The organism is Egicoccus sp. AB-alg2 (genome assembly GCF_041821065.1).
Taxonomy (GTDB): Bacteria; Actinomycetota; Nitriliruptoria; order Nitriliruptorales; family Nitriliruptoraceae; genus Egicoccus.
Genome location: NZ_JBGUAX010000008.1, coordinates 311,594 through 329,008 on the forward strand (window position 1 = coordinate 311,594; position 17,415 = coordinate 329,008).

The 17,415-nt window shown below is 70.9% G+C and carries 17 protein-coding genes; 12 read left to right on the forward strand and 5 right to left on the reverse strand.

The window, feature by feature from the left end; translation table 11 throughout:
* The first annotated feature begins 28 nt into the window (after positions 1 to 28).
* The 4 genes from ACERM0_RS17575 to ACERM0_RS17590 are packed head-to-tail and all read left to right on the forward strand — an operon-like array spanning position 29 to position 3,901.
* A complete protein-coding gene (locus ACERM0_RS17575) occupies positions 29 to 1,024 on the forward strand; it encodes an ABC transporter permease (RefSeq protein ID WP_373679956.1) in 996 nt (331 codons plus the stop codon).
* A complete protein-coding gene (locus ACERM0_RS17580; RefSeq protein WP_373679916.1) occupies positions 1,021 to 1,902 on the forward strand; it encodes an ABC transporter permease in 882 nt (293 codons plus the stop codon). Before ACERM0_RS17575 ends, ACERM0_RS17580 begins: the two co-directional genes overlap by 4 nt.
* Complete coding sequence (locus ACERM0_RS17585) at positions 1,899 to 2,927, forward strand: ABC transporter ATP-binding protein (RefSeq protein ID WP_373679917.1); 1,029 nt, start codon at positions 1,899 to 1,901, stop codon at positions 2,925 to 2,927. The genes ACERM0_RS17580 and ACERM0_RS17585 overlap by 4 nt, the downstream gene beginning before the upstream one ends.
* The gene (locus ACERM0_RS17590) at positions 2,927 to 3,901 is read left to right on the forward strand and encodes an ABC transporter ATP-binding protein (RefSeq protein WP_373679918.1); all 975 of its coding nucleotides are present in this window, start codon (positions 2,927 to 2,929) and stop codon (positions 3,899 to 3,901) included. The genes ACERM0_RS17585 and ACERM0_RS17590 overlap by 1 nt, the downstream gene beginning before the upstream one ends.
* A gap of 24 nt (positions 3,902 to 3,925) precedes the next feature.
* Here ACERM0_RS17590 and ACERM0_RS17595 read toward each other — a convergent pair whose 3' ends face one another.
* Entirely contained in the window at positions 3,926 to 4,618 is a 693-nt protein-coding gene (locus tag ACERM0_RS17595) for a hypothetical protein (RefSeq protein WP_373679919.1), read from the reverse strand.
* On the opposite strand from ACERM0_RS17595, the gene ACERM0_RS17600 reads away from it, so the two are divergent.
* Entirely contained in the window at positions 4,592 to 5,122 is a 531-nt protein-coding gene (locus ACERM0_RS17600) for a heme-binding protein (RefSeq protein WP_373679920.1), read from the forward strand. The two genes, ACERM0_RS17595 and ACERM0_RS17600, sit on opposite strands and share 27 nt — an antisense overlap.
* Positions 5,123 to 5,163: 41 nt before the next feature.
* Here the strand turns inward: ACERM0_RS17600 and ACERM0_RS17605 are convergent, their stop codons facing one another.
* From ACERM0_RS17605 to ACERM0_RS17615, 3 genes are all read right to left on the reverse strand, one after another.
* Positions 5,164 to 6,597, reverse strand: a complete 1,434-nt coding sequence (locus ACERM0_RS17605; RefSeq protein WP_373679921.1) for an FAD-dependent oxidoreductase — start codon at positions 6,595 to 6,597, stop codon at positions 5,164 to 5,166.
* Between the two features lie 16 nt (positions 6,598 to 6,613).
* On the reverse strand, positions 6,614 to 7,423 hold the full coding sequence (locus ACERM0_RS17610; RefSeq protein WP_373679922.1) for an alpha/beta fold hydrolase: 810 nt from the start codon (positions 7,421 to 7,423) through the stop codon (positions 6,614 to 6,616).
* Positions 7,424 to 7,487: 64 nt separating this feature from the next.
* On the reverse strand, positions 7,488 to 8,819 hold the full coding sequence (locus ACERM0_RS17615; protein WP_373679923.1) for an amidohydrolase family protein: 1,332 nt from the start codon (positions 8,817 to 8,819) through the stop codon (positions 7,488 to 7,490).
* A gap of 122 nt (positions 8,820 to 8,941) precedes the next feature.
* Between ACERM0_RS17615 and ACERM0_RS17620 the strand changes: the two genes are divergently transcribed.
* Genes ACERM0_RS17620 through ACERM0_RS17635 form a run of 4 tightly spaced genes read left to right on the forward strand, consistent with a single transcriptional unit; the run spans position 8,942 to position 12,626 of the window.
* Positions 8,942 to 10,042 (forward strand): class I SAM-dependent methyltransferase, encoded by a 1,101-nt coding sequence (locus ACERM0_RS17620; protein ID WP_373679924.1) that lies wholly within the window; start codon positions 8,942 to 8,944, stop codon positions 10,040 to 10,042.
* Entirely contained in the window at positions 10,039 to 10,362 is a 324-nt protein-coding gene (locus ACERM0_RS17625) for a hypothetical protein (protein WP_373679925.1), read from the forward strand. The genes ACERM0_RS17620 and ACERM0_RS17625 overlap by 4 nt, the downstream gene beginning before the upstream one ends.
* Positions 10,355 to 11,194 carry a cupin domain-containing protein gene (locus tag ACERM0_RS17630; RefSeq protein ID WP_373679926.1) on the forward strand — a complete coding sequence of 280 codons (840 nt, stop codon included), beginning with the start codon at positions 10,355 to 10,357 and terminating at the stop codon, positions 11,192 to 11,194. The genes ACERM0_RS17625 and ACERM0_RS17630 overlap by 8 nt, the downstream gene beginning before the upstream one ends.
* Before the next feature lie 25 nt (positions 11,195 to 11,219).
* Complete coding sequence (locus ACERM0_RS17635) at positions 11,220 to 12,626, forward strand: aldehyde dehydrogenase family protein (protein ID WP_373679927.1); 1,407 nt, start codon at positions 11,220 to 11,222, stop codon at positions 12,624 to 12,626.
* A gap of 60 nt (positions 12,627 to 12,686) precedes the next feature.
* Here ACERM0_RS17635 and ACERM0_RS17640 read toward each other — a convergent pair whose 3' ends face one another.
* The gene (locus tag ACERM0_RS17640) at positions 12,687 to 14,153 is read right to left on the reverse strand and encodes a dihydroorotase family protein (RefSeq protein ID WP_373679928.1); all 1,467 of its coding nucleotides are present in this window, start codon (positions 14,151 to 14,153) and stop codon (positions 12,687 to 12,689) included.
* A gap of 107 nt (positions 14,154 to 14,260) precedes the next feature.
* Here ACERM0_RS17640 and ACERM0_RS17645 point away from each other — a divergent pair, with 107 nt between their 5' ends.
* The 3 genes from ACERM0_RS17645 (at position 14,261) to ACERM0_RS17655 (ending at position 17,390) form a co-directional block, all read left to right on the forward strand.
* The gene (locus ACERM0_RS17645; protein WP_373679929.1) at positions 14,261 to 15,235 is read left to right on the forward strand and encodes a carbon-nitrogen hydrolase family protein; all 975 of its coding nucleotides are present in this window, start codon (positions 14,261 to 14,263) and stop codon (positions 15,233 to 15,235) included.
* 81 nt (positions 15,236 to 15,316) lie between these two features.
* Positions 15,317 to 16,513, forward strand: coding sequence for a CaiB/BaiF CoA transferase family protein (locus tag ACERM0_RS17650; RefSeq protein WP_373679957.1), 1,197 nt, complete (start codon positions 15,317 to 15,319; stop codon positions 16,511 to 16,513).
* Entirely contained in the window at positions 16,422 to 17,390 is a 969-nt protein-coding gene (locus ACERM0_RS17655; RefSeq protein WP_373679930.1) for a CoA ester lyase, read from the forward strand. The genes ACERM0_RS17650 and ACERM0_RS17655 overlap by 92 nt, the downstream gene beginning before the upstream one ends.
* Positions 17,391 to 17,415 lie beyond the last annotated feature (25 nt).

Here is a 17,415-nt window from a genome sequence, read left to right on the forward strand (position 1 = left end):
AGCCTTCGTGTCCGACGCACCTACCGACGTGGCCTCTCCCGAACAGGGAGGGGCCACGCCCCCACCGGCAACCACGTCCTCCCACGGATTCGGTTGGTACGTCCTGCGCCAACTCGGGGTACGGCTGCGGCAACTGATCGTGTTGCTGCTGGTCGTCTCCACGGTCCTGTTCATGCTCCTGCGCTCGACTGGGAACCCGGCCCTGGTCATGGCGGGGGAGAACGCCACCCCGCAACAGATCGCGGAGATCGAAGCGTTCTACGGCTTGGATCGGCCGCTCCCCGTCCAGTACGTGACGTTCTTGTCCCAACTCGCCCGCGCGGACTTCGGCACGTCGTTCAGCTCGAACCGGGTCGCGCTCGAACTCGTGCTCGAGCGGATACCGGCCACCATCCAGCTCGCCGTCGTGGCCATCGCGCTCAACCTCCTGCTCAGCCTGTTCATCGGCGGCTTCCTCGGCGCCCGCCCATGGCGGCCCGAACGGCGCGCCACGCTCGTCGCTGTGCTGATCATGCAGGGCATCCCGGCGTTCGTGATCGGCCTCCTGCTGATCCAGATTTTCGCCGTGCAACTCGGGTGGCTGCCGAGCATCGGCAACCAACACCCGCTGGCCGCCCTTCTGCCCGCCCTCACGCTCGCCTCTTTCCTGCTGCCCCGCACGATCCGGCTGACCGCAGCCAACGTCGAAGACGCGATGTCGCAACAGTACGTGCGCACGGCCCGTGCCGGCGGTGCGCCCGGCGCCGTCGTGCTGTGGCGCCATGCGATGCCCAACGCCCTGCTCGGCACCCTCGCCCTAGTCGGGGTCCAGTTCGGGTTCTTGATGGGAGGATCCCTGATCGTCGAGACGATCTTCGCCTGGCCCGGACTCGGCCTGCTGCTCGTGCAGGGCGTGCGCTCGACCGACTTCCCCGTCATCCAGGCGTCGGTCTTCGTAATCGCGACCCTCGTGTACGTCATCAATGCGGTGGTGGACATCCTGTTTCCCCTCATCGACCCTCGGCTCAAGGCGCGCTGGTCATGACCGCAGCCACCGAACCGACCGCGCTGGCCCCGCCGGCCGTCTCGAAGCGGCGCAAGGCGCGCCGACCGGTTCCGGCCATGCTGGTCGTCGGCGCCATCGGCCTGTTCATCCTCGTCGCGATCTTCCTCTTCGGGGAACAGATCGCCGGCTACACCTCCACCCACCAGGCACTCACAGACCGACTGCTGCCGCCGATGACCGACGGGCACCTGCTCGGCACCGACCAACTCGGTCGCGACGTGTTCGCGCGCGTCGCCGCCGGCTTCCGCTGGTCGTTGCCGGTGGGCTTCCTCGCCGCGACCATGGCCACCACCATCGGCACCATCCTCGGCGTCGCCGCGGGCTGGTCCGAGGGGATCGTGCGCAACGTCATCACCCGTGTGATCGACATGGCGATCTCGTTCCCCTACTTCGTGCTCGCCACCGCAATAATCGCGGTGGTGGGCCGCGGCTTCACGACCCTGATCATCGTGCTCGGCTCCGTCGCCTGGGTGTCGGTCGCCCGGGTCGTCTACGCCGAGACCCGCGCGCTCAAGGAACGCGAGTACATCCTCGCGGCCCGGCTCATCGGCGTCCCGCCGGCCCGGATCCTGTTCACGTACGTGCTGCGAGGTCTGCGTGCGCGCGTGACCGTCATGTTCGCGTTCCTATTCGCCGACCTGCTCGTTGCCGAAGCCGCGCTGTCCTACCTCGGGATCGGCGCGCCGGTCGGGGCGCCCTCCTGGGGCAACATGCTCTTCGCTGCCCGCGACGGCATCTTTACCGCCCCGTGGCTGCTGTGGGGGCCCGCCGCCGCGGTCGTGCTGGCGGTCATCACGGCGAACATGCTCGGGGACGGACTGAACCAGCGCTGGAACGTGGGGGTCGAGCAGGAATGACGAATCGCGTCGAAGAGCCCACCCCTGTCAAGGCCACTCCCGCCGCCGCAGACACGCCCCTGCTCGAAGTCGACGAGCTCACCGTGGAGTTCCCGGTCGGGGGTGGGCGGTGGCTGCCGATCGTCGATCGGGTGTCGTTCTCGCTCCATCGCGGTGAGGCGCTCGGTTTCGTCGGCGAGTCCGGGTCCGGCAAGACCATGAGCGCCCGGGCACTGCTCGGTCTGGTGCCGCGGCCCGGCCGCGTTCGCGGCTCGGTCCGTCTGCGTGGCCGTGAGGTCGTCGGGCTGGGCGACCGCGAGTGGACCAAGATCCGGTCGCGCGAGATAGGGATGGTCTTCCAGGACGCGATGAGCGGCCTGAACCCGGTTCGCACTGTGGGCAGCACCCTCATCGAGGTCGCGCGCCGCACCGGGATCGGGCGCAAGGAAGCACGTGCCCGGGCCATTGAGGTGCTTGACGCCGTCGGGATCCCGTCACCGGTGGAACGACTCGACGTGTACCCCCACCAGCTTTCCGGTGGTCTGCGCCAGCGCATCATGATCGCCCTGGCCATCATCAACGAGCCGAGCATCATCATCGCCGACGAGCCGACGACGGCCCTCGACGCGACGATCCAGGCGCAGATCATGGAACGCCTGCGGGCCCTGCTGGGGGACCGGGCACTGATGCTGATCACCCACGATATGGGTGTGGCGGCGTCACTGTGCGATCGCATCCAGGTCATCTACGCCGGTCGGATGGCCGAGGCCGGTACGGCCCGCCAGGTGATGCAGACCCCACGGCACCCCTACACCGCCGGGCTCCTGCGCGCCGTGCCGAAGTTTGACCGCTCCCGCACTCCTTTGGTTCCCATCCCCGGGGTGCCGCCGCGCGCCGGCACGGTCGGCGACGCCTGCGCCTTCGCGCCGCGGTGCGCCAACGCCACGGACGCCTGCCGCGACCAGCAGCCGCCCTTCGCCCCGGTCGACGGCCGCCTGCTTGCCTGCTACCACCCCTGGGGCCTGTCAAACGGGAGCGAGGCGTGATGGCACCCTTCGTCGACGTCCAGCAACTCAGCGTGCACTTCCGCGTCGGGCGGCATCAGGCGCTGCAGGCGGTGCGGTCCGTCGACCTCGCGATCCAGCGGGGTGAGACCGTCGGCCTGGTCGGCGAGAGCGGTTCGGGCAAGTCGACGTTGGCCCGCACGATCGTGCGGGCCGAGCGGCCAGCCGCCGGCAGCATCCTGTTCGACGGTCAAGACCTCGCCCCGCTGTCCGACCGTCAGCTGCGGCCGTACCGCAGCCGTATGCAGATGATCTTCCAGGACCCGTTCGGCAGCCTCGATCCGCGGATGCGCGTCGGCGACGTCATCGGCGAGCCGCTGCGCGTGCACCGGCGCGGCAACCGCAACTGGATCCGCGGCCGCGTCGCCGAACTGCTCGAAGTCGTCGGCCTGGATGCGTCGGCGGCCGAGAGATCACCGGCACAGTTCTCGGGGGGCCAGCGCCAGCGCATCTCGGTCGCCCGCGCGCTCGCCCTCGAACCGCAGCTGCTGGTCGCGGACGAGCCGGTCTCGGCGCTCGACGTCTCCATCCAGGCGCAGATCATCTCGTTGCTCAATCGGGTGCAGGACGACCTCGGCCTCACGACCCTGGTGATCGCCCACGACCTGGCGCTCGTCCATCAGATCTCGGACCGCATCGCGGTCATGTACCTCGGCGAGATCGTCGAAGAGGGCACGGCCGACGAGGTCGTGTTCGCCCCCCAACACCCCTACACGGCCTCGCTGCTATCGGCCACGCCCGTGGCGGATCCCGACGCCGAGGCGGGCCGCGAACGGATCGTGCTCAGCGGCGAACAGCCCTCGCCCTTGCAGCCGCCGACGGGCTGCTCGTTCCACACGCGCTGCCCTATCGCCCGCCCACACTGCGCCACCGACGCGCCGCCGCTGGTCGAGGTCGGCGGGCGCCGCGTGGCCTGCCACTACGCCGGCGAGATCGCCCCCGTCATCGTCGCCTGAGTCGGGCGGCTTGCCGCGGCGAGCTCAGCCGAGGGTCGGGCGGAACACCGCGACGAAGGTCATGACGACGAGGCCGCCCCAGATGTAGAGCACGGCGGGGTACACGCGACGCATCGCCTGGTCCATGACGACGAGCTGCTCCTCGGCCTCGCCCTCCTCGACCACCGAGCGCAGCGCCGGCGTGAAGGGTGCCGCGGCGCTGCGGATGCGCAGCCCGGCCAGGATCAGCGTGCCAAACATGACCGCCTTGATGGCGACGAAGTCGGCTGGGAACACGTCGCTGGCCCCGACCAGGCTGGCGGCGCCGAACCCCATGAAGCCGGCGACCGCGACCAGACGCAGCCACAGGTCCAGCTTGCGGAACCAACCCGCCGGCGCCCTCCCGGGATCCGGGCTACCGAGCACGGCCAGGCGGCGGAACGACCACACCGACAGGCCGGCCCACGCGATCCCAATGATGGTGACCGGTGCGAGCACCCAGGTCGGCACCTGGGCGTACCCGCCCACGTCGGCCAGCCCGAGCCCCACCGGGATCATCAAGACGAGCGACAGGCGCGGCGCCAGATCGAGCCCGCGCATCAGGCGGCGCAGCTCCACCCGCGCGTCGCCGGACAGCCCGCGTCGCCGGATGAAGAAGCTGGACGTGAACACGCCGACGTCAATCCCGAGCCACGCGACCAGCAACAAAATATGGAGAACGAGGAGGAAGTTGCGCACCATTGTTCCTTCAGGCGTAACGCTGTTTCGTGTAGCGTAATACGCGCCGTGTTCGTCGGTTGCATCGGAGACGTCATGTCCGTGCCCTTCGCGCCAGCCCTGGCTGCTGAGGTCGTCCGCGTCGGCATCGAGATCGCGGAGGCGATCGGTTCGCCAATGGCCGTGGCGTTCGTGGACGGCGGCGCGCGCCTGGTCGCGTTCGCGCGCACGACCGATGCGACCCCGGCCGCCGTCGACGCGGCACCGGCGAAGGCGCGGACCGCACTGTGGTTCGGCCGCCCGACGGCCGACACGCTCGATATGGCCGAACGACGTCCGGTCGTGTACGAGACGCTGCTCGGGACCAGCCCACACCCGCTCGTGCTGTCTATGGGCGGGCTGTGCCTGCAGGTGGACGGGCACACCGTCGGCGCGATAGGCGCCGCCGGCGCGAGGCTGGGGGCGACGGACGTCGAGGTCGCGCAGGCGATGCTGCGGACCTGGGTGGCCGGCCGTGACGTGTGAGTTCTCGCCGCCCCGGCACCGCTGGCGCCAGAACGGGGGAGTCAGTCCCAGTCGCCTTCGGCGAAGCGCTCCACGGCCCAACGGCCCAGCGACAGCGCCGGCCCGATGCTCATGCCGCCGGCGAACGCGTCGCCCGAGAACTGGCTCATGCCGAGCACCTCGCCGGCGAGGCGGATGCCCTCGACGGGGTGCCCGTCGCCGTCTAGCGGCCGTAGCTGCTCGTCGACCTCGGGACCACCGCGTGTGAGCAACATCCCGCCACGGCTGAACACGCCGTAGAAGGGCGGCTCGCTGATCGTCGCCGGCCGGTGCTCGCGGCCCAGCGGGTCCGGCTCCCCGGCCGCCACCGCCCGGTTATAGGCGTCGACCGTCGCTGCGAGCCCGTCGGCGTCGACGTCGAGCTTGGCGGCCAGCTCGGCCAGGGAGTCGGCCCGGTGCAGCCATGCGCCCCGCTCGGCCTCCTCGAGTTCGCGTTCGCGGGTCCAGTCGGGCCCGATCGCGGGTGGCCCCTCGCGCACGGCGTGCTGGTCCCAGATCGCGGCGATGGCCATGTCGGGCTGGTCCAGCAGCCGCTGTTCGCGCTGGTGTGGCGAGCGTACGTCCTCGGCCACGAAGCGTTCGCCGCGCCGGTTGACCCACAGCTCCCAGGGCAGCCGCGAGTTCGCATCGACGATGAGGCGCTGGTCGTGGAGGCGGAACCCGAACAGCGGCCGGTCGGGGTCCTCGATCAGGCCCATGGTCGGGATGTATTCCTCGCCCCGGATCAGGCGGGTCCCGAATCGGCGTCGCAGAATCTCGTGACCGTCGCCGGTCGCGTGGTCGCGACAACCGACCAGGGCGCTGGGCCAGCGCGGCTGCTGTTCGGCCAGCAGCGCGCGGTTGGCCGCATACCCGCCCGTGGTGAGCAGCGTGGCCCGCGCACGGATCTCGAACTCGCCGTCGGCGGATGCGACCCTGGCCCCGACGACCGCGCCGTCCTCGACTAGCAGGTCGGTGACGCGATGCCCCAGCCGCACGTCGATGCCGTCGCCGACGCGGGGCCGCAGCGTCCGCAGGATCGCCAGGCCGCCCTCGGTGCGGGGACCGGCGCCCCAGTAGGTCCGCGGCCTGGAATAGACCTCGTGGCCGTAGACCAGCGCGGGGCTCTCGGGCGCGAAGGGGAAGCCCAGCGACTCGAGCCAGTCGACCATGGGGCCGGCCCGGTCAACCGCCAGCCGCACCAGGTGCGGGGTCGCGAGCTCGTGGCCGATGCGCATCACGTCGGCGTAGTGCTCGTCGGGCGTGTCCTCGATCCCGCGCTCGCGCTGCAGCAGTGTCCCCGCAGCACTGAACTGCCCGAAGGACCAATGGAGTTGGCCGCCGAGATCGTCGGTCTTCTCTACGACGGTCGCGGCGATCCCGAGTTCGCTGGCCGTCACGGCGGCGGCCAGGCCGGCCGTGCCACCGCCGATGATGAGCAGGTCCGTGCGTGCCAAGGCGAGCCCTTCGCGGTCAGGCGCGAACGCGCGCGACGAGTTCGGCGATCGGTTCGGCCATCCGTTCCGGGTGCTCGTACGAGACCCAAGACGTGCCCGCGATCGAGACCGGTTCGACACCGAAACGAGCGGCAACGGCCGCGGCAAAGCCCCGGAGCGGGTCGCGGTCGGCGGTGAGGATGCTGGTCGGCCGCGACGGCGCCACGGTGGCGGCGCGGTCGAGGATGGCCGGCAGGTCCGCGCCCAGCAGCTGGACGTAGCCGGTGAACCACTGCCGGCCGGCGCGTAGGCGGTCGGCCATGATGGTCAGCGCGACGTCGGGGTCCGGGTCGTCCTCCAGCGGGCCGGTCACGTAGCGCCAGATGTCGAGCAGTTCGGTGCCCTCGCGGGAGATGTCGGCCGGCCGCAGCGCCGGTCCCAGGCGCGAGAACTTGGTCTGCCAGTCCGGGTAGTACGGGTAGCCCGACAGCATCAGGCCTCGGACGAGGTCGGGCTCGCTGGCCGCGACCTGCGCCGCGAGCACGGCGCCGGTGTGATGGCCGACGACGACCAGCGGGCCGTCGGTGACGTCGCGGATCGCGGCGACCACGTGCTCGGCGTGCTCCTCGAGCGACAACTGCCACTGTGGCGGGTCGGACTCGCCGTAGCCGAACAGGTCGATCGCGCAGGTGCGGATCTCCGGCGCGAGCTGCTCCATCACCGGCAGCCACATCCGGCCGGACGAGGGGCTCTGGTGGATGAAGGCCACCGTCGGTCGTCTCTCCGGATCGCCGGCCAGGCGCAGGTGCAGATAGCCGGGCGGCCTGGAGGCCAGTGCGCGTTCCACGAGCAAACTCCTGTACCACTATTTATGACACTGTTTCACACAGGGAAATACCGCGGCAAGCTGCTCAGCGCGCCGCGGCGGCGAGCAGGGCATCCTGCGCCGCGACGGCGTCGCGCCGGATCGCGTCCTCGTCGCTGCCAACGACTGCCCCGTCGCGCACGAGCCACCGGCCCTCGGCGACGACGTCGGAGACGTGCTCGCGGGCGCCCGCCATGACCACGCGTTCAGCGATCCTGCCCACGGTGAGGACCGGTGGCAGCAGGCCGGCCAGCACGACGACGTCCGCCGCGTAACCCACGGCAAGACGCCCGACCCGGCCCTCGAGTCCCAGCGCCGCCGCGCCCCCGACAGTCAGTGCCTCGAGGCTGTCCAGGGCGGTCCAGGCGTCCGGGTCGCCCGCCGCGGACCGCTGGGCGATCGTCGCCACCTTGGCGTTCTGCAGCACGTCGTGGTTGCCGTTGGGATGGTCGAGCCCGAGACCGAGGGTGAGGCCGGCGGCACGCAGCGGGCGCAGGTCGGGGATCTCGAGCCCCATGTGCAGGTTGCTGACCGGGCAGTACGCCGTACCGGCGCCCGCCTGCCCCAGCAGGCGCAGTTCGTTGGCGTCGAGGTGGACCGGATGGGCGAACAACCACCCGGCATCGAGTACACCGAGATGGTCGAGGTGTTCGACGGCCCGCCGGCCGAGCGTCTCGTCGGCCCATCGCTCGAAAGCGCGGGAGTAGGTCAGATGCATGGCGGCTCGGCGGTGCCGGGCGCCGTGCAGCGCCCGAACGAGGTCGTCGGTGGCGCGGGGGAGCGAGAGCGGCTCGCCTTCGATCTCGAGGCGGTCGCCCGCGAAGAGGTTCCGGAGCCGGTCGAGTTCCTGCACGGCGCCGTCGGGCGTGTGCTGCTGTTGGGGTGGGATCAACTCGGTGCGGTCGAGGAACGCGGCCGAGAAGTGCACCCGCAGCCCACTGCTCGCAGCCGCCTCGATGGCCCCGTCGACGCGACGGTCGCCCTTCCATGCGGCCTGGGAATCCGTCGTCGTGGTCACGCCGGCGCGCGCCAGTTCGAGGAAGCCCAACGCGGCGAGTGCCCGGGACCGGTCCTGGTCGATCGCGGCGACGAACCGACGTCGTGCCTCGGGCGGCGCGGCGCCGAGCCCCGGCTGGGCCTCGGGTTCCACGCCGGTGAGCCCGGCACTGGTGACGTGGTGGTGGACGTTGACGAATCCCGGCAGGACGAGGGCGTCGTGCCGGTCGTGCACCCCGTCGGCATCGAGGTCGCCGGACCGCGGTGGGCGGATCTCGACCAGGGTCCCGCCGTCCCAGCCGACGTAGGCCGGGGAGAGCAGCGGCTGGTCGGGGTCCATCGTGCAGGCCGCGCCAGCGACCAGTCCGCCCTTGCGCGCCATGCCCGGCTCCTCTTGCCGCTCTGCCCCCGAACCGTCTACGCTGACGGTACAGCGTACCGCCCTGCGGAACGATCTGCGCATCCGGGATCGTGCACGGGCGTGCCGGGAGGAATGGAGGACCTGTGGTCGCCGAATCATCCGCCGCCGCGCCGGTGCGACTCGATGTCGTCGAGCCGGCGCGACTCGACGTCGCCGAACAGGCGCGACTCGACTTCGTCCTGCGCCTGCGCCAACGGTGGGGGGACACGCTCTACCCCGCCCTCGTCGCATCCGCCCGCACCGCCGACCCCGAGGTCGCCGGCCGCCCCGTCGACGAGGTCGCGCCGGTCGTGCACGCGCAGCCGCAGTATCCGTGGTTCGCCTGGGGCGAACGCGGCGTGCAGAAGATGATGTGGCGCGCCATCACCGACGTGGTCCGCCGGCAGCGTCTGGCGCTCCCGGAACCCGACGACGCGCCGGGCAGCCTGGAACTCGACCCCGATCTGGTGCCGCCGGCGTACTACACCGAGTACGACATCCACATCCAGCCCGGCGGTCTGTGGGACAACGAGGAGGCGGCGCTCGTCTACGAGATGGGCGCCAAGATCGTCATGATGGGGGGCAACGACGACTACCTATTCCACGACTTGCTGACGCGCACGGCCACCCCGGCGCGCGAGCCGCGGCGGATCGTCGATCTCGGTTGCGGGTTCGGCAAGAGCACCCGACCCTTCGCCCGCGTCTACCCCCAGGCCGAGGTGATCGGGGTCGACCTCGCCGCGCCGGTGCTCCGGCTCGCCCACGCGCAGGCGGCCGCACACGGCCTGCCGATCCGTTTCGTCCAGGCCGATGCCGCCGCGACGCCCTTCCAGGACGGCTCGGTCGACCTGGTCACTGCCACCATGCTGATCCACGAGATCCCGCCTGCCGACCTGGCCGAGGTGTTCAGCGAGATCGCACGCATCCTCGCTCCCGGCGGCTCGGTCCGGATCCTCGACTTCCAGCCCACCGGCGACGGCCCCCGCGATCTCGCCATGCGCGAGCACGGCGCCCGCAACAACGAACCGTTCATGCCGATGCTGTTCGACACCGACATCGTCGGCATGTGCCGCGAGCGCGGTCTCGAGGCCCGCTGGGTCGCCTTCGACGAACGCGGCGAGGGCCGCCTCGACGGGTTGGCGTGGCCGGAGCGCAAGGAATGGCACTTCCCCTGGGCGGTACTCGAAGCGGAGACGGTGGCATGAGCGACGACGGCGTGGTGAACGACCTGCGGTTCTTCTCCGAAGCCGACCTCGACACGGTCGTCGGCCTCGTGATGGAGCTCGCCGCGCAGCTGCACGAGGAACGGGCGCAGCGCATCGCCCTCGAGGTCGCACTCGAGCGCAGCGGTGTCCTCGATCCCGGTGCGACGCGGACGACCGACCCGGAGGTCCGCGAGCGGGCCAGTGCCGCCCTCGACGACGCGATGGCCGGCCTTATGCGGCTGATGGCCGAGAGCGGGCCACCCCAACACCCGATCCGCAACGAAGCCCGCGACGACGCATGGGCAGTGCAGCATGGCTAGAGCGTTCACCGAGTTCCTCCAGTCCCAGCTGCTCGGCTGGCAACAGGGGTTGTACGGCGGCGGCTTCGGCGACGTCGAGAGCAAGCTGCTCAGCCTCGACGAGGAGACCGGCGCGTCCAGCACGCTGGTCCGCTTCCCGGCCGGCTACGACCGCCGGGAGCCGTTCCACGTCATGGCCGACCAGGAACTGTTCGTCCTCGGCGGCGACCTGGTCATCGACGGGCAGGAACACCGCCGCTACACCTACGCGCACCTGCCGGCGGGATGGCAGCACGAACGGATCACGTCCCGTGGCGGCGCCGTGGTGCTCGCGTTCTACTCCGGTGAGCCCCGCCTCGTGGGGGGTTCCGCCCCCGAAGGCCTGCTCGACGAGGCCCGCGCGGTGCCGTTCGTCGACGCGTTCGACGGTGAATGGGGCGCCAACTTCCACCCGAAGTTCCCGCCCGGCGCCGGCCGCAAGTTCCTGCGGCAGGACCCGCACGACGGCGAACAGACCTGGGTGCTCGGCACCATGCCGCTGCGCTGGGGCCGCCGCCGCGAGAAGCACCCCGTGGTCGAGGAGATGTATCTGCTGTCGGGCGAACTGGTGGGCCACCGCGGCCGGATGCACGCCGGGGCCTACTTCTGGCGTCCGCCCGAGGAATGGCACGGGCCGTTCGGTTCGCCGACGGGCAACCTGATGATCTTCCGCACCAAGGGCGGCCCCCTCTCGACGGTCTACGAGGAGGACCTGGTGCCGTTCGACTGGAACGAGCCCTACGACCCGATCCTGCCGGACCAGCTCGACTCCCTGCGCGCTACACCGTACGAGGGCGCCTGCCTCTGCTACTGACCGACCACCCGGATCGGAGCCAGCAATGACGACCGTGTTCGATCCGGTGAGCGGCCGGAGCATCGAAGACGTCCCCGACACCCCCCTCGCCGAACTCGACGGGATCCTTGAGCGTGGCCGCAAGGCCGGACGCGGCTGGGCGACGGTCGCCGCCTCCGAGCGCGGCCGGCGCCTGCAGCGCGTCGCCGCCCTGCTGCGTGAGCACCTCGACGAGTTGGCCATGCTCGAGACGCGCAACACCGGGCGTCCCCTGCACAACACGCGGGGCGAGTCGAGCCGCGCGGCCGCCGCCTTCGAGTATTACGCCGGTTTCGCCGACAAGGTGGTGGGGACCACGGTGCCCGTTGGTGGTGGCTACCACACCTACACGCTGCGGGAGCCGCGGGGCCTGGCGCTGGGGATCATCCCTTGGAACGCGCCCTACGTGTTCGCCGCGCTCAAGGTGGCTCCGGCCCTGGCGTTCGGGAACTCGCTCGTGCTCAAGCCGGCGCAGGAGACCCCGTTGACGGCGCTGCGCCTGGCGGAACTGGTCGCCGAGGCCGGGGTCGACGACGACGTCCTCCAGGTGGTGACCGGTGGTGCGGACGTTGGCGCCGCCCTGACCGACGACCCGCGTCCCGACGTGATCGCCTTCACCGGGCATCACGCGACGGGCAAGGCCGTGGCCGAGGCGGCGGCCAGGAACCTGACCCCGGTCAGCCTGGAGCTGGGTGGCAAGAGCCCACAGCTGATCTTCGCCGACGCGGACCTCGACGCCGCGCTCGACGCGGTGCTGCTCGGCATCTTCGGCCAGACCGGCCAGATGTGCATCGCCGGTTCGCGGATCTACGTGCAACGGCAGGTCTTCGACGAGTTCGCCCGTAGGCTGCGTGACCGCGTCATGGCGCTGCGTGTCGGCGACCCGCGCGAGGACGGCGTCAACGTCGGGCCGCAGACCACCGCGCGCCAGCGCGACAAGACCCTGGCGATGATCGATGCCGGGGTGGCCTCGGGTGCGACGATCGCGGCGCAGGCGCCGGTGCCCGACGACCCGGCGTTGCGCAACGGCTACTTCACCCCGCCGACGGTGTTCACCGACGTGGACCCCCGGATGCCGATCATGGCCGAGGAGATCTTTGGTCCGGTCGCCTGCCTCGCCCCGTTCACCGACGACGAGGACGCGCTGCGGCTCGCGCACGAGACCGACTTCGGCCTCGCGGCCGGCGTCTGGACCGCCGACGTCGGCCGCGCGCACCGGCTCGCGCGGGACCTGCGCGTGGGCACGGTGTGGATCAACACCTACCGGGTGCTGTCGGTCGGGGTCCCGTTCGGTGGTGTGGCCCTGTCCGGGTACGGGCGGGAGGGCGGCGAGGCGGCCATCGACCTCTACACCCAGGTCAAGAGCGTGTGGACGTCGCTGACACCGGGCATGCCTCCCGGCTACCGCCTCTGACACTACGCGAAATAGTCCGGCCCCGAGGGGCCGGACCATTCGTGTGCGGGGCGGGCGAGCTCAGTAGCGGGTGGTCGGGCGGTGCTGGAAGCGGCCGTGCGGCTGCCCGACCACGTTGCCGTCCTCGACGATGCGCTGACCACGCAGGAACACGTCCGTGACGGTGGCGCCGATCTCGACGCCCTCGAGCGCGCTGTACTCCTGCGTGGACTCGGAGTCCTCGGCGCGGACCACGAAGCTGCGGCTCGGGTCGACCAGCGCGACGTCGGCGTCGTAACCGGGGGCGAGGGTGCCCTTGGTCCCCAGGCCGTAGCGCTGGGCCGGGTTCCAGCTGGTCAGCCGCGCGATGTCGGGCAGCGACAGGCCGCGCCGGGTGCCTTCGCCGACCATGCCGGGCAGCAGGTACTCGGCGCCGCCGAAGCCCGACTTGGCCAGGAACACATCGTCGCGGTCCTCTCCGAACTTGATCTCGTCGCGGCAGCAGGCGTGGTCGGAGACGACCCAGTCGAGGTTGCCGGCGAGCACGTGCTCCCACAGGGCCTCGACGTCCTCGCGCGGGCGGATCGGCGGATTGACCTTCGCGCCGATGTTGCCGCTCGAGATGTCGGTGACCAGGTGGGCGAGCGTGACCTCGCGCCGGAAGTCGATGTGGGGGAACGCGTCGCGCATCCGCATCGCGGCGTCGAGCGCCTTGGCCGAGGTGAGGTGGAGCAGGTTGATGTTGGCCAGGTTGGTCTCGTGCGCGAGGTAGCTCGCGATCGTGATGGCCAGGCCCTCGGAGTGGGGCGGACGCGACAGGTGGTAGGCCTCGAGGCCCTTGGCCGTGCCCTGCTCCTCGACGATGCGCGTGTACGCCGACATGATCTCGGCGGTCTCACAGTGCAGCGACAGCGAGATCCGGTCGGCGAGGTCGGGGTGCTGCTCGCGGACGCGCTGCACGCCGCGCATCACGAACTCGAAGTGGGCGTAGTCGTAGCGTTCGTCGGGCGGGGTCATCAGGAACGACGACTGGTCGTCGGACCGGCCATGCAGCCCGTGCGAGCCGTAGAACATGAAGATCTTGAACGAGCTGACGCCGTGGTCGAGGACCAGCGACTCAAGCTCGTCGATGTGCTGCTTCATCATGGGGGCGACGTGGAAGGCGTAGTCGACGTGGGCCTTGCCGTCGGTCAGTGCCCGCACCTCGGGGAAGAACTCCGCGTAGGGGCCGCCCTTGTTGAGGTAGTACCTCCCGGTGCGGATGTAGGTGATGCCGGTGGTCACGCCGCCCTGGGCCGCGGCACGCGACTCGGAACCGGCGTCGACGTCCAGCGGGTTGTAGATACCCCAGTGCTGGTGAGCGTCGACCGCGCCGGGGAACGCGAGCCGGCCCTTGCCGTCCACGACCTCGGCAGCCGCCGTGCCGTCGAGCGAGGAGCCGATCTCGGCGATCCGGCCGCCCGCGATCGCGAGGTCACCGTCGATGACCTCGTTGGTGTCGGGACGCACGATGCGGACGTTGGTGATGATCAGGTCGTGACCTGCCATGGGGACCTCCCGGGACGCGAACCCACAGCATAGGCTGGTGTTCCTCTAGCAACAACGTCGTTCCGCTTTGCGCAACAGCGTCGCGGGTTGTTCCCAGGGAGGGGAGCATGAGTGCCAGCAATCGGGTCACCGTGGCAGCCGTCCAGGCGGCACCGGTGTTCATGGACCGCGCCGCGACGGTCGAAAAGACCGCAGCGCTCGTCGACGAGGCCGCCGCCCGCGGTGCCAGGCTGATCGTGTTCCCCGAGTCGTTCGTGCCGGGATTCCCGTACTGGCCGCGCGCCTACCCGTTGCCCGAGCGTGGGCGTTCGCTCGATGCGCTGGCATACCTGCGGGCCGGCGCGGTCGACCTGGCCCGTGACGAACTGGGCCCCGTGCGCGAGGCAGCGGCGCGCAACGACGCGATGGTCGTGCTCGGCGTGACCGAGCGAGGTGGTCCCGGCGACCTGCTGCACAACTCGTTGGTCCACATCGACGTGCAGGGGCAGGTCGTTCACGTCCACCGGAAGCTGCAGGCGACCTTCGACGAGCGCTGTGTCTGGTCCGACGGGGACGCGACCGGGCTCGCGGTGCACGATTCGCCGGCGGGACGCCTCGGGGGGCTGATCTGCGGCAACAACTCGATGACCCTGGCGAAGGCCGCCCTGCTGTTGGCGGGGGAACAGGTCCACTGCGCGGTCTGGCCCGGTTACGACTGGATGTTTCCGAACGCCGAGATCGTCTGCCGCGGGTACGCGGTCGAAGGACGCTGTTTCGTTGTCGTCGCCGCCAGCTTCCTCCCCGAGGCGCACGTCCCCGACGACTTCCCGCTGCGCGACGACACCTCGTGGCGGATCGACGGTGGGTCAGGGGTGATCGGCCCTGACGGCTCGTGGCTGGGCGGGCCGCTTCTCGGCGAGGAGGGCATCGTCACCGCCGAGGTCGAGCTCGACCAGCTCGAGCGCCAGCGTGCGGTGCGGGACGCCGTCGACGCCTACGGCCGCCCCGACCTGTTCCGCCTGCTGGTCAACGTCGCCCCGCAACGGCTTCGCGGCGAGCCGGCCGAGCGCGTACTGGGCGCGGAGTGGCGGGTCTATTCGTGAGAGGTTGACACCCGAGCGGTTCCACTGGCAGAATCTTCGTTCCTTCAAGTGGAACAAAGGGAGGGCGTGGCAGCCGATCAGGTGGGAGGGCCTCTCGCCGGCCTGCGGGTCGTGGACTGTTCCACGATTCTGGCGGGACCGTTGATCGCCCAGATCCTGGGTGACTTCGGGGCGGACGTCGTCAAAGTCGAGCATCCGCGACGACCCGACGGGATGCGTGGCCACGGTGTCGCCGTCGACGGCGAGGGGCTGTGGTGGAAGGAGATCGCTCGGAACAAGCGCACGGTCGGCCTCTACCTCGGTGACCCCGACGGGGCCGAGGTGCTGCTCGACCTGGTGCAGCACTCGGACGTGCTGATCGAGAACTTCCGTCCCGGCACGCTTGAGAAGTGGGGACTCGGCTGGGACGTGCTGCACGAGGCCAATCCGCGTCTGGTGCTGGTGCGCGTGACCGGATTCGGTCAGGACGGCCCGTACGCCGGTCGGCCCGCGTTCGGCACCCTGGTCGAGGCCATGAGCGGCTTCGCCCACCTCACCGGCCAACCCGATGGTCCCCCGACGCTGCCGGCGTTCGGTCTGGCCGACTCGATCGCCGGGATCGGCGGTGTCGGCGCCGTAATGATGGCGCTCTACCACCGCGACGCGCGCGGCGGTCGCGGCCAGGTCGTCGACCTGAGCCTGCTCGAGCCGATCATGACCGCGGTCGGGCCTGCGCCCACCGTCTACGACAAGCTCGGCATCGAACAGCGTCGACAGGGAAACCGGTCCACGAACAACGCGCCGCGCAACCTCTACCGCACCTCGGACGGGCATTGGCTCGCGATCTCGACCAGCGCCGACGCCGTGGCTGAGCGCGTCATGCGCCTCGTCGGGCATCCCGAAGTGGTCGACGAGCCCTGGTTCGCCACGGGTGCGACCCGGGCCGAACACGCCGACCTCCTCGACGGCTACGTGTCCTCGTGGATCGCCGAGCGCACCCGCGACGAGGTCATGGACATCTTCGTCGAGGCCGGCGCCGCGGTCGCGCCCGTCTATGGTCCGGCCGACCTCGTCGCCGACCCCCAGGTCCAGGCTCGCCAGATGCTCACGCGGGTGGAGGACCCGAGCCTAGGGAGCCTGCTGCAGCACAACGTGCTGTTCCGCCTGTCGGAGACCGCCGGCGGGATCCGGTTCACCGGGCGGCCGCATGCGGCGGACACCGACGAGGTGCTCGTGCAGGATCTGGGGATGGACCCGCAGTTGGTCGCCGAACTCCGGGAGCGTGGCATTGTCGCGTGATCACCGCCTTCACCGCAGCTATCTCTACGCGCCGGGGTCGAACCCTGACGTGATGCGCAAGGCGCTGCGAGCCGGCGCGGACGCGGTGATCCTCGACCTCGAGGACGCCGTGGCGCCGTCCGCCAAGGAGGGTGCGCGGGCCGCGGTCGCCGACCTGCTCGACGAGATCGCGGGCCAGGACACCGCCTGCGACGTCCACGTGCGGGTCAACGCCGGCCCGGACGGGGTGGACGTCGACGACCTGGCGGCGGTCGTGCGGCCCGCACTTCGTGCCGTCCGGATCCCGAAGGTCGAGTCGGCTGCAGCGATCCGCGAGCTCGCGGCCACACTCGACGACCTCGAGGCCCGGGCCGGGCTGCCGGTGGGCGATGTCGGGATCTACCCGACCATCGAGTCGGCGGCGGCCGTCGTCGCACTGGCCGAGATCTGTGGAGCGTCCGCCCGCATCGTGCGTTGCGCGCTGGGCAGTTCGGACCTGCTGGCCGACCTCGCTGCCAGCGGCGACGACGACACCGCGACCCTGTATGCGCGGTCGGCACTGGTCGTGCATTCGCGGGCTGCCGGCATCGGGCCGCCGGTCGACAGCGTGCACACCGACCTCCAGGACGAGCCCGGCCTGAAGCGGAGCGCGCAGCGCGGTCGGTCACTCGGCTTCCACGGCAAGTCGGTGATCCACCCGCGGCAACTGCCGGCCGTGCACGAGGTGTTCACGCCCGGCGGGGGCGAGGTCGCTGCGGCGCGCGAGATCGTGGCGGCGGCCGATGCGGCCGACCGCGCGGGCGTCGGTGCGACCCGCATCGGCGCGGCCTTCGTCGACCCGGCGATCGTGGCCCGTGCCCGGGCGCTGCTCGGGCTCGTCGACACCGAACAGGACTGACAGGGTGGACGTCGCGATCACGAGG

Bases quoted from the DNA above. Each gene is read 5' to 3' on its own strand.
- ACERM0_RS17655 (WP_373679930.1), top strand. From the start codon at position 16,422: ATGCGGCGGACACCGACGAGGTGCTCGTGCAGGATCTGGGGATGGACC.
- ACERM0_RS17585 (WP_373679917.1), top strand. From the start codon at position 1,899: ATGACGAATCGCGTCGAAGAGCCCACCCCTGTCAAGGCCACTCCCGCC.
- ACERM0_RS17635 (WP_373679927.1), top strand. From the start codon at position 11,220: ATGACGACCGTGTTCGATCCGGTGAGCGGCCGGAGCATCGAAGACGTC.
- ACERM0_RS17580 (WP_373679916.1), top strand. From the start codon at position 1,021: ATGACCGCAGCCACCGAACCGACCGCGCTGGCCCCGCCGGCCGTCTCG.
- ACERM0_RS17600 (WP_373679920.1), top strand. From the start codon at position 4,592: ATGGAGAACGAGGAGGAAGTTGCGCACCATTGTTCCTTCAGGCGTAAC.
- ACERM0_RS17625 (WP_373679925.1), top strand. From the start codon at position 10,039: ATGAGCGACGACGGCGTGGTGAACGACCTGCGGTTCTTCTCCGAAGCC.
- ACERM0_RS17645 (WP_373679929.1), top strand. From the start codon at position 14,261: ATGAGTGCCAGCAATCGGGTCACCGTGGCAGCCGTCCAGGCGGCACCG.
- ACERM0_RS17590 (WP_373679918.1), top strand. From the start codon at position 2,927: ATGGCACCCTTCGTCGACGTCCAGCAACTCAGCGTGCACTTCCGCGTC.
- ACERM0_RS17640 (WP_373679928.1), bottom strand. From the start codon at position 14,153: ATGGCAGGTCACGACCTGATCATCACCAACGTCCGCATCGTGCGTCCC.
- ACERM0_RS17630 (WP_373679926.1), top strand. From the start codon at position 10,355: ATGGCTAGAGCGTTCACCGAGTTCCTCCAGTCCCAGCTGCTCGGCTGG.
- ACERM0_RS17615 (WP_373679923.1), bottom strand. From the start codon at position 8,819: ATGGCGCGCAAGGGCGGACTGGTCGCTGGCGCGGCCTGCACGATGGAC.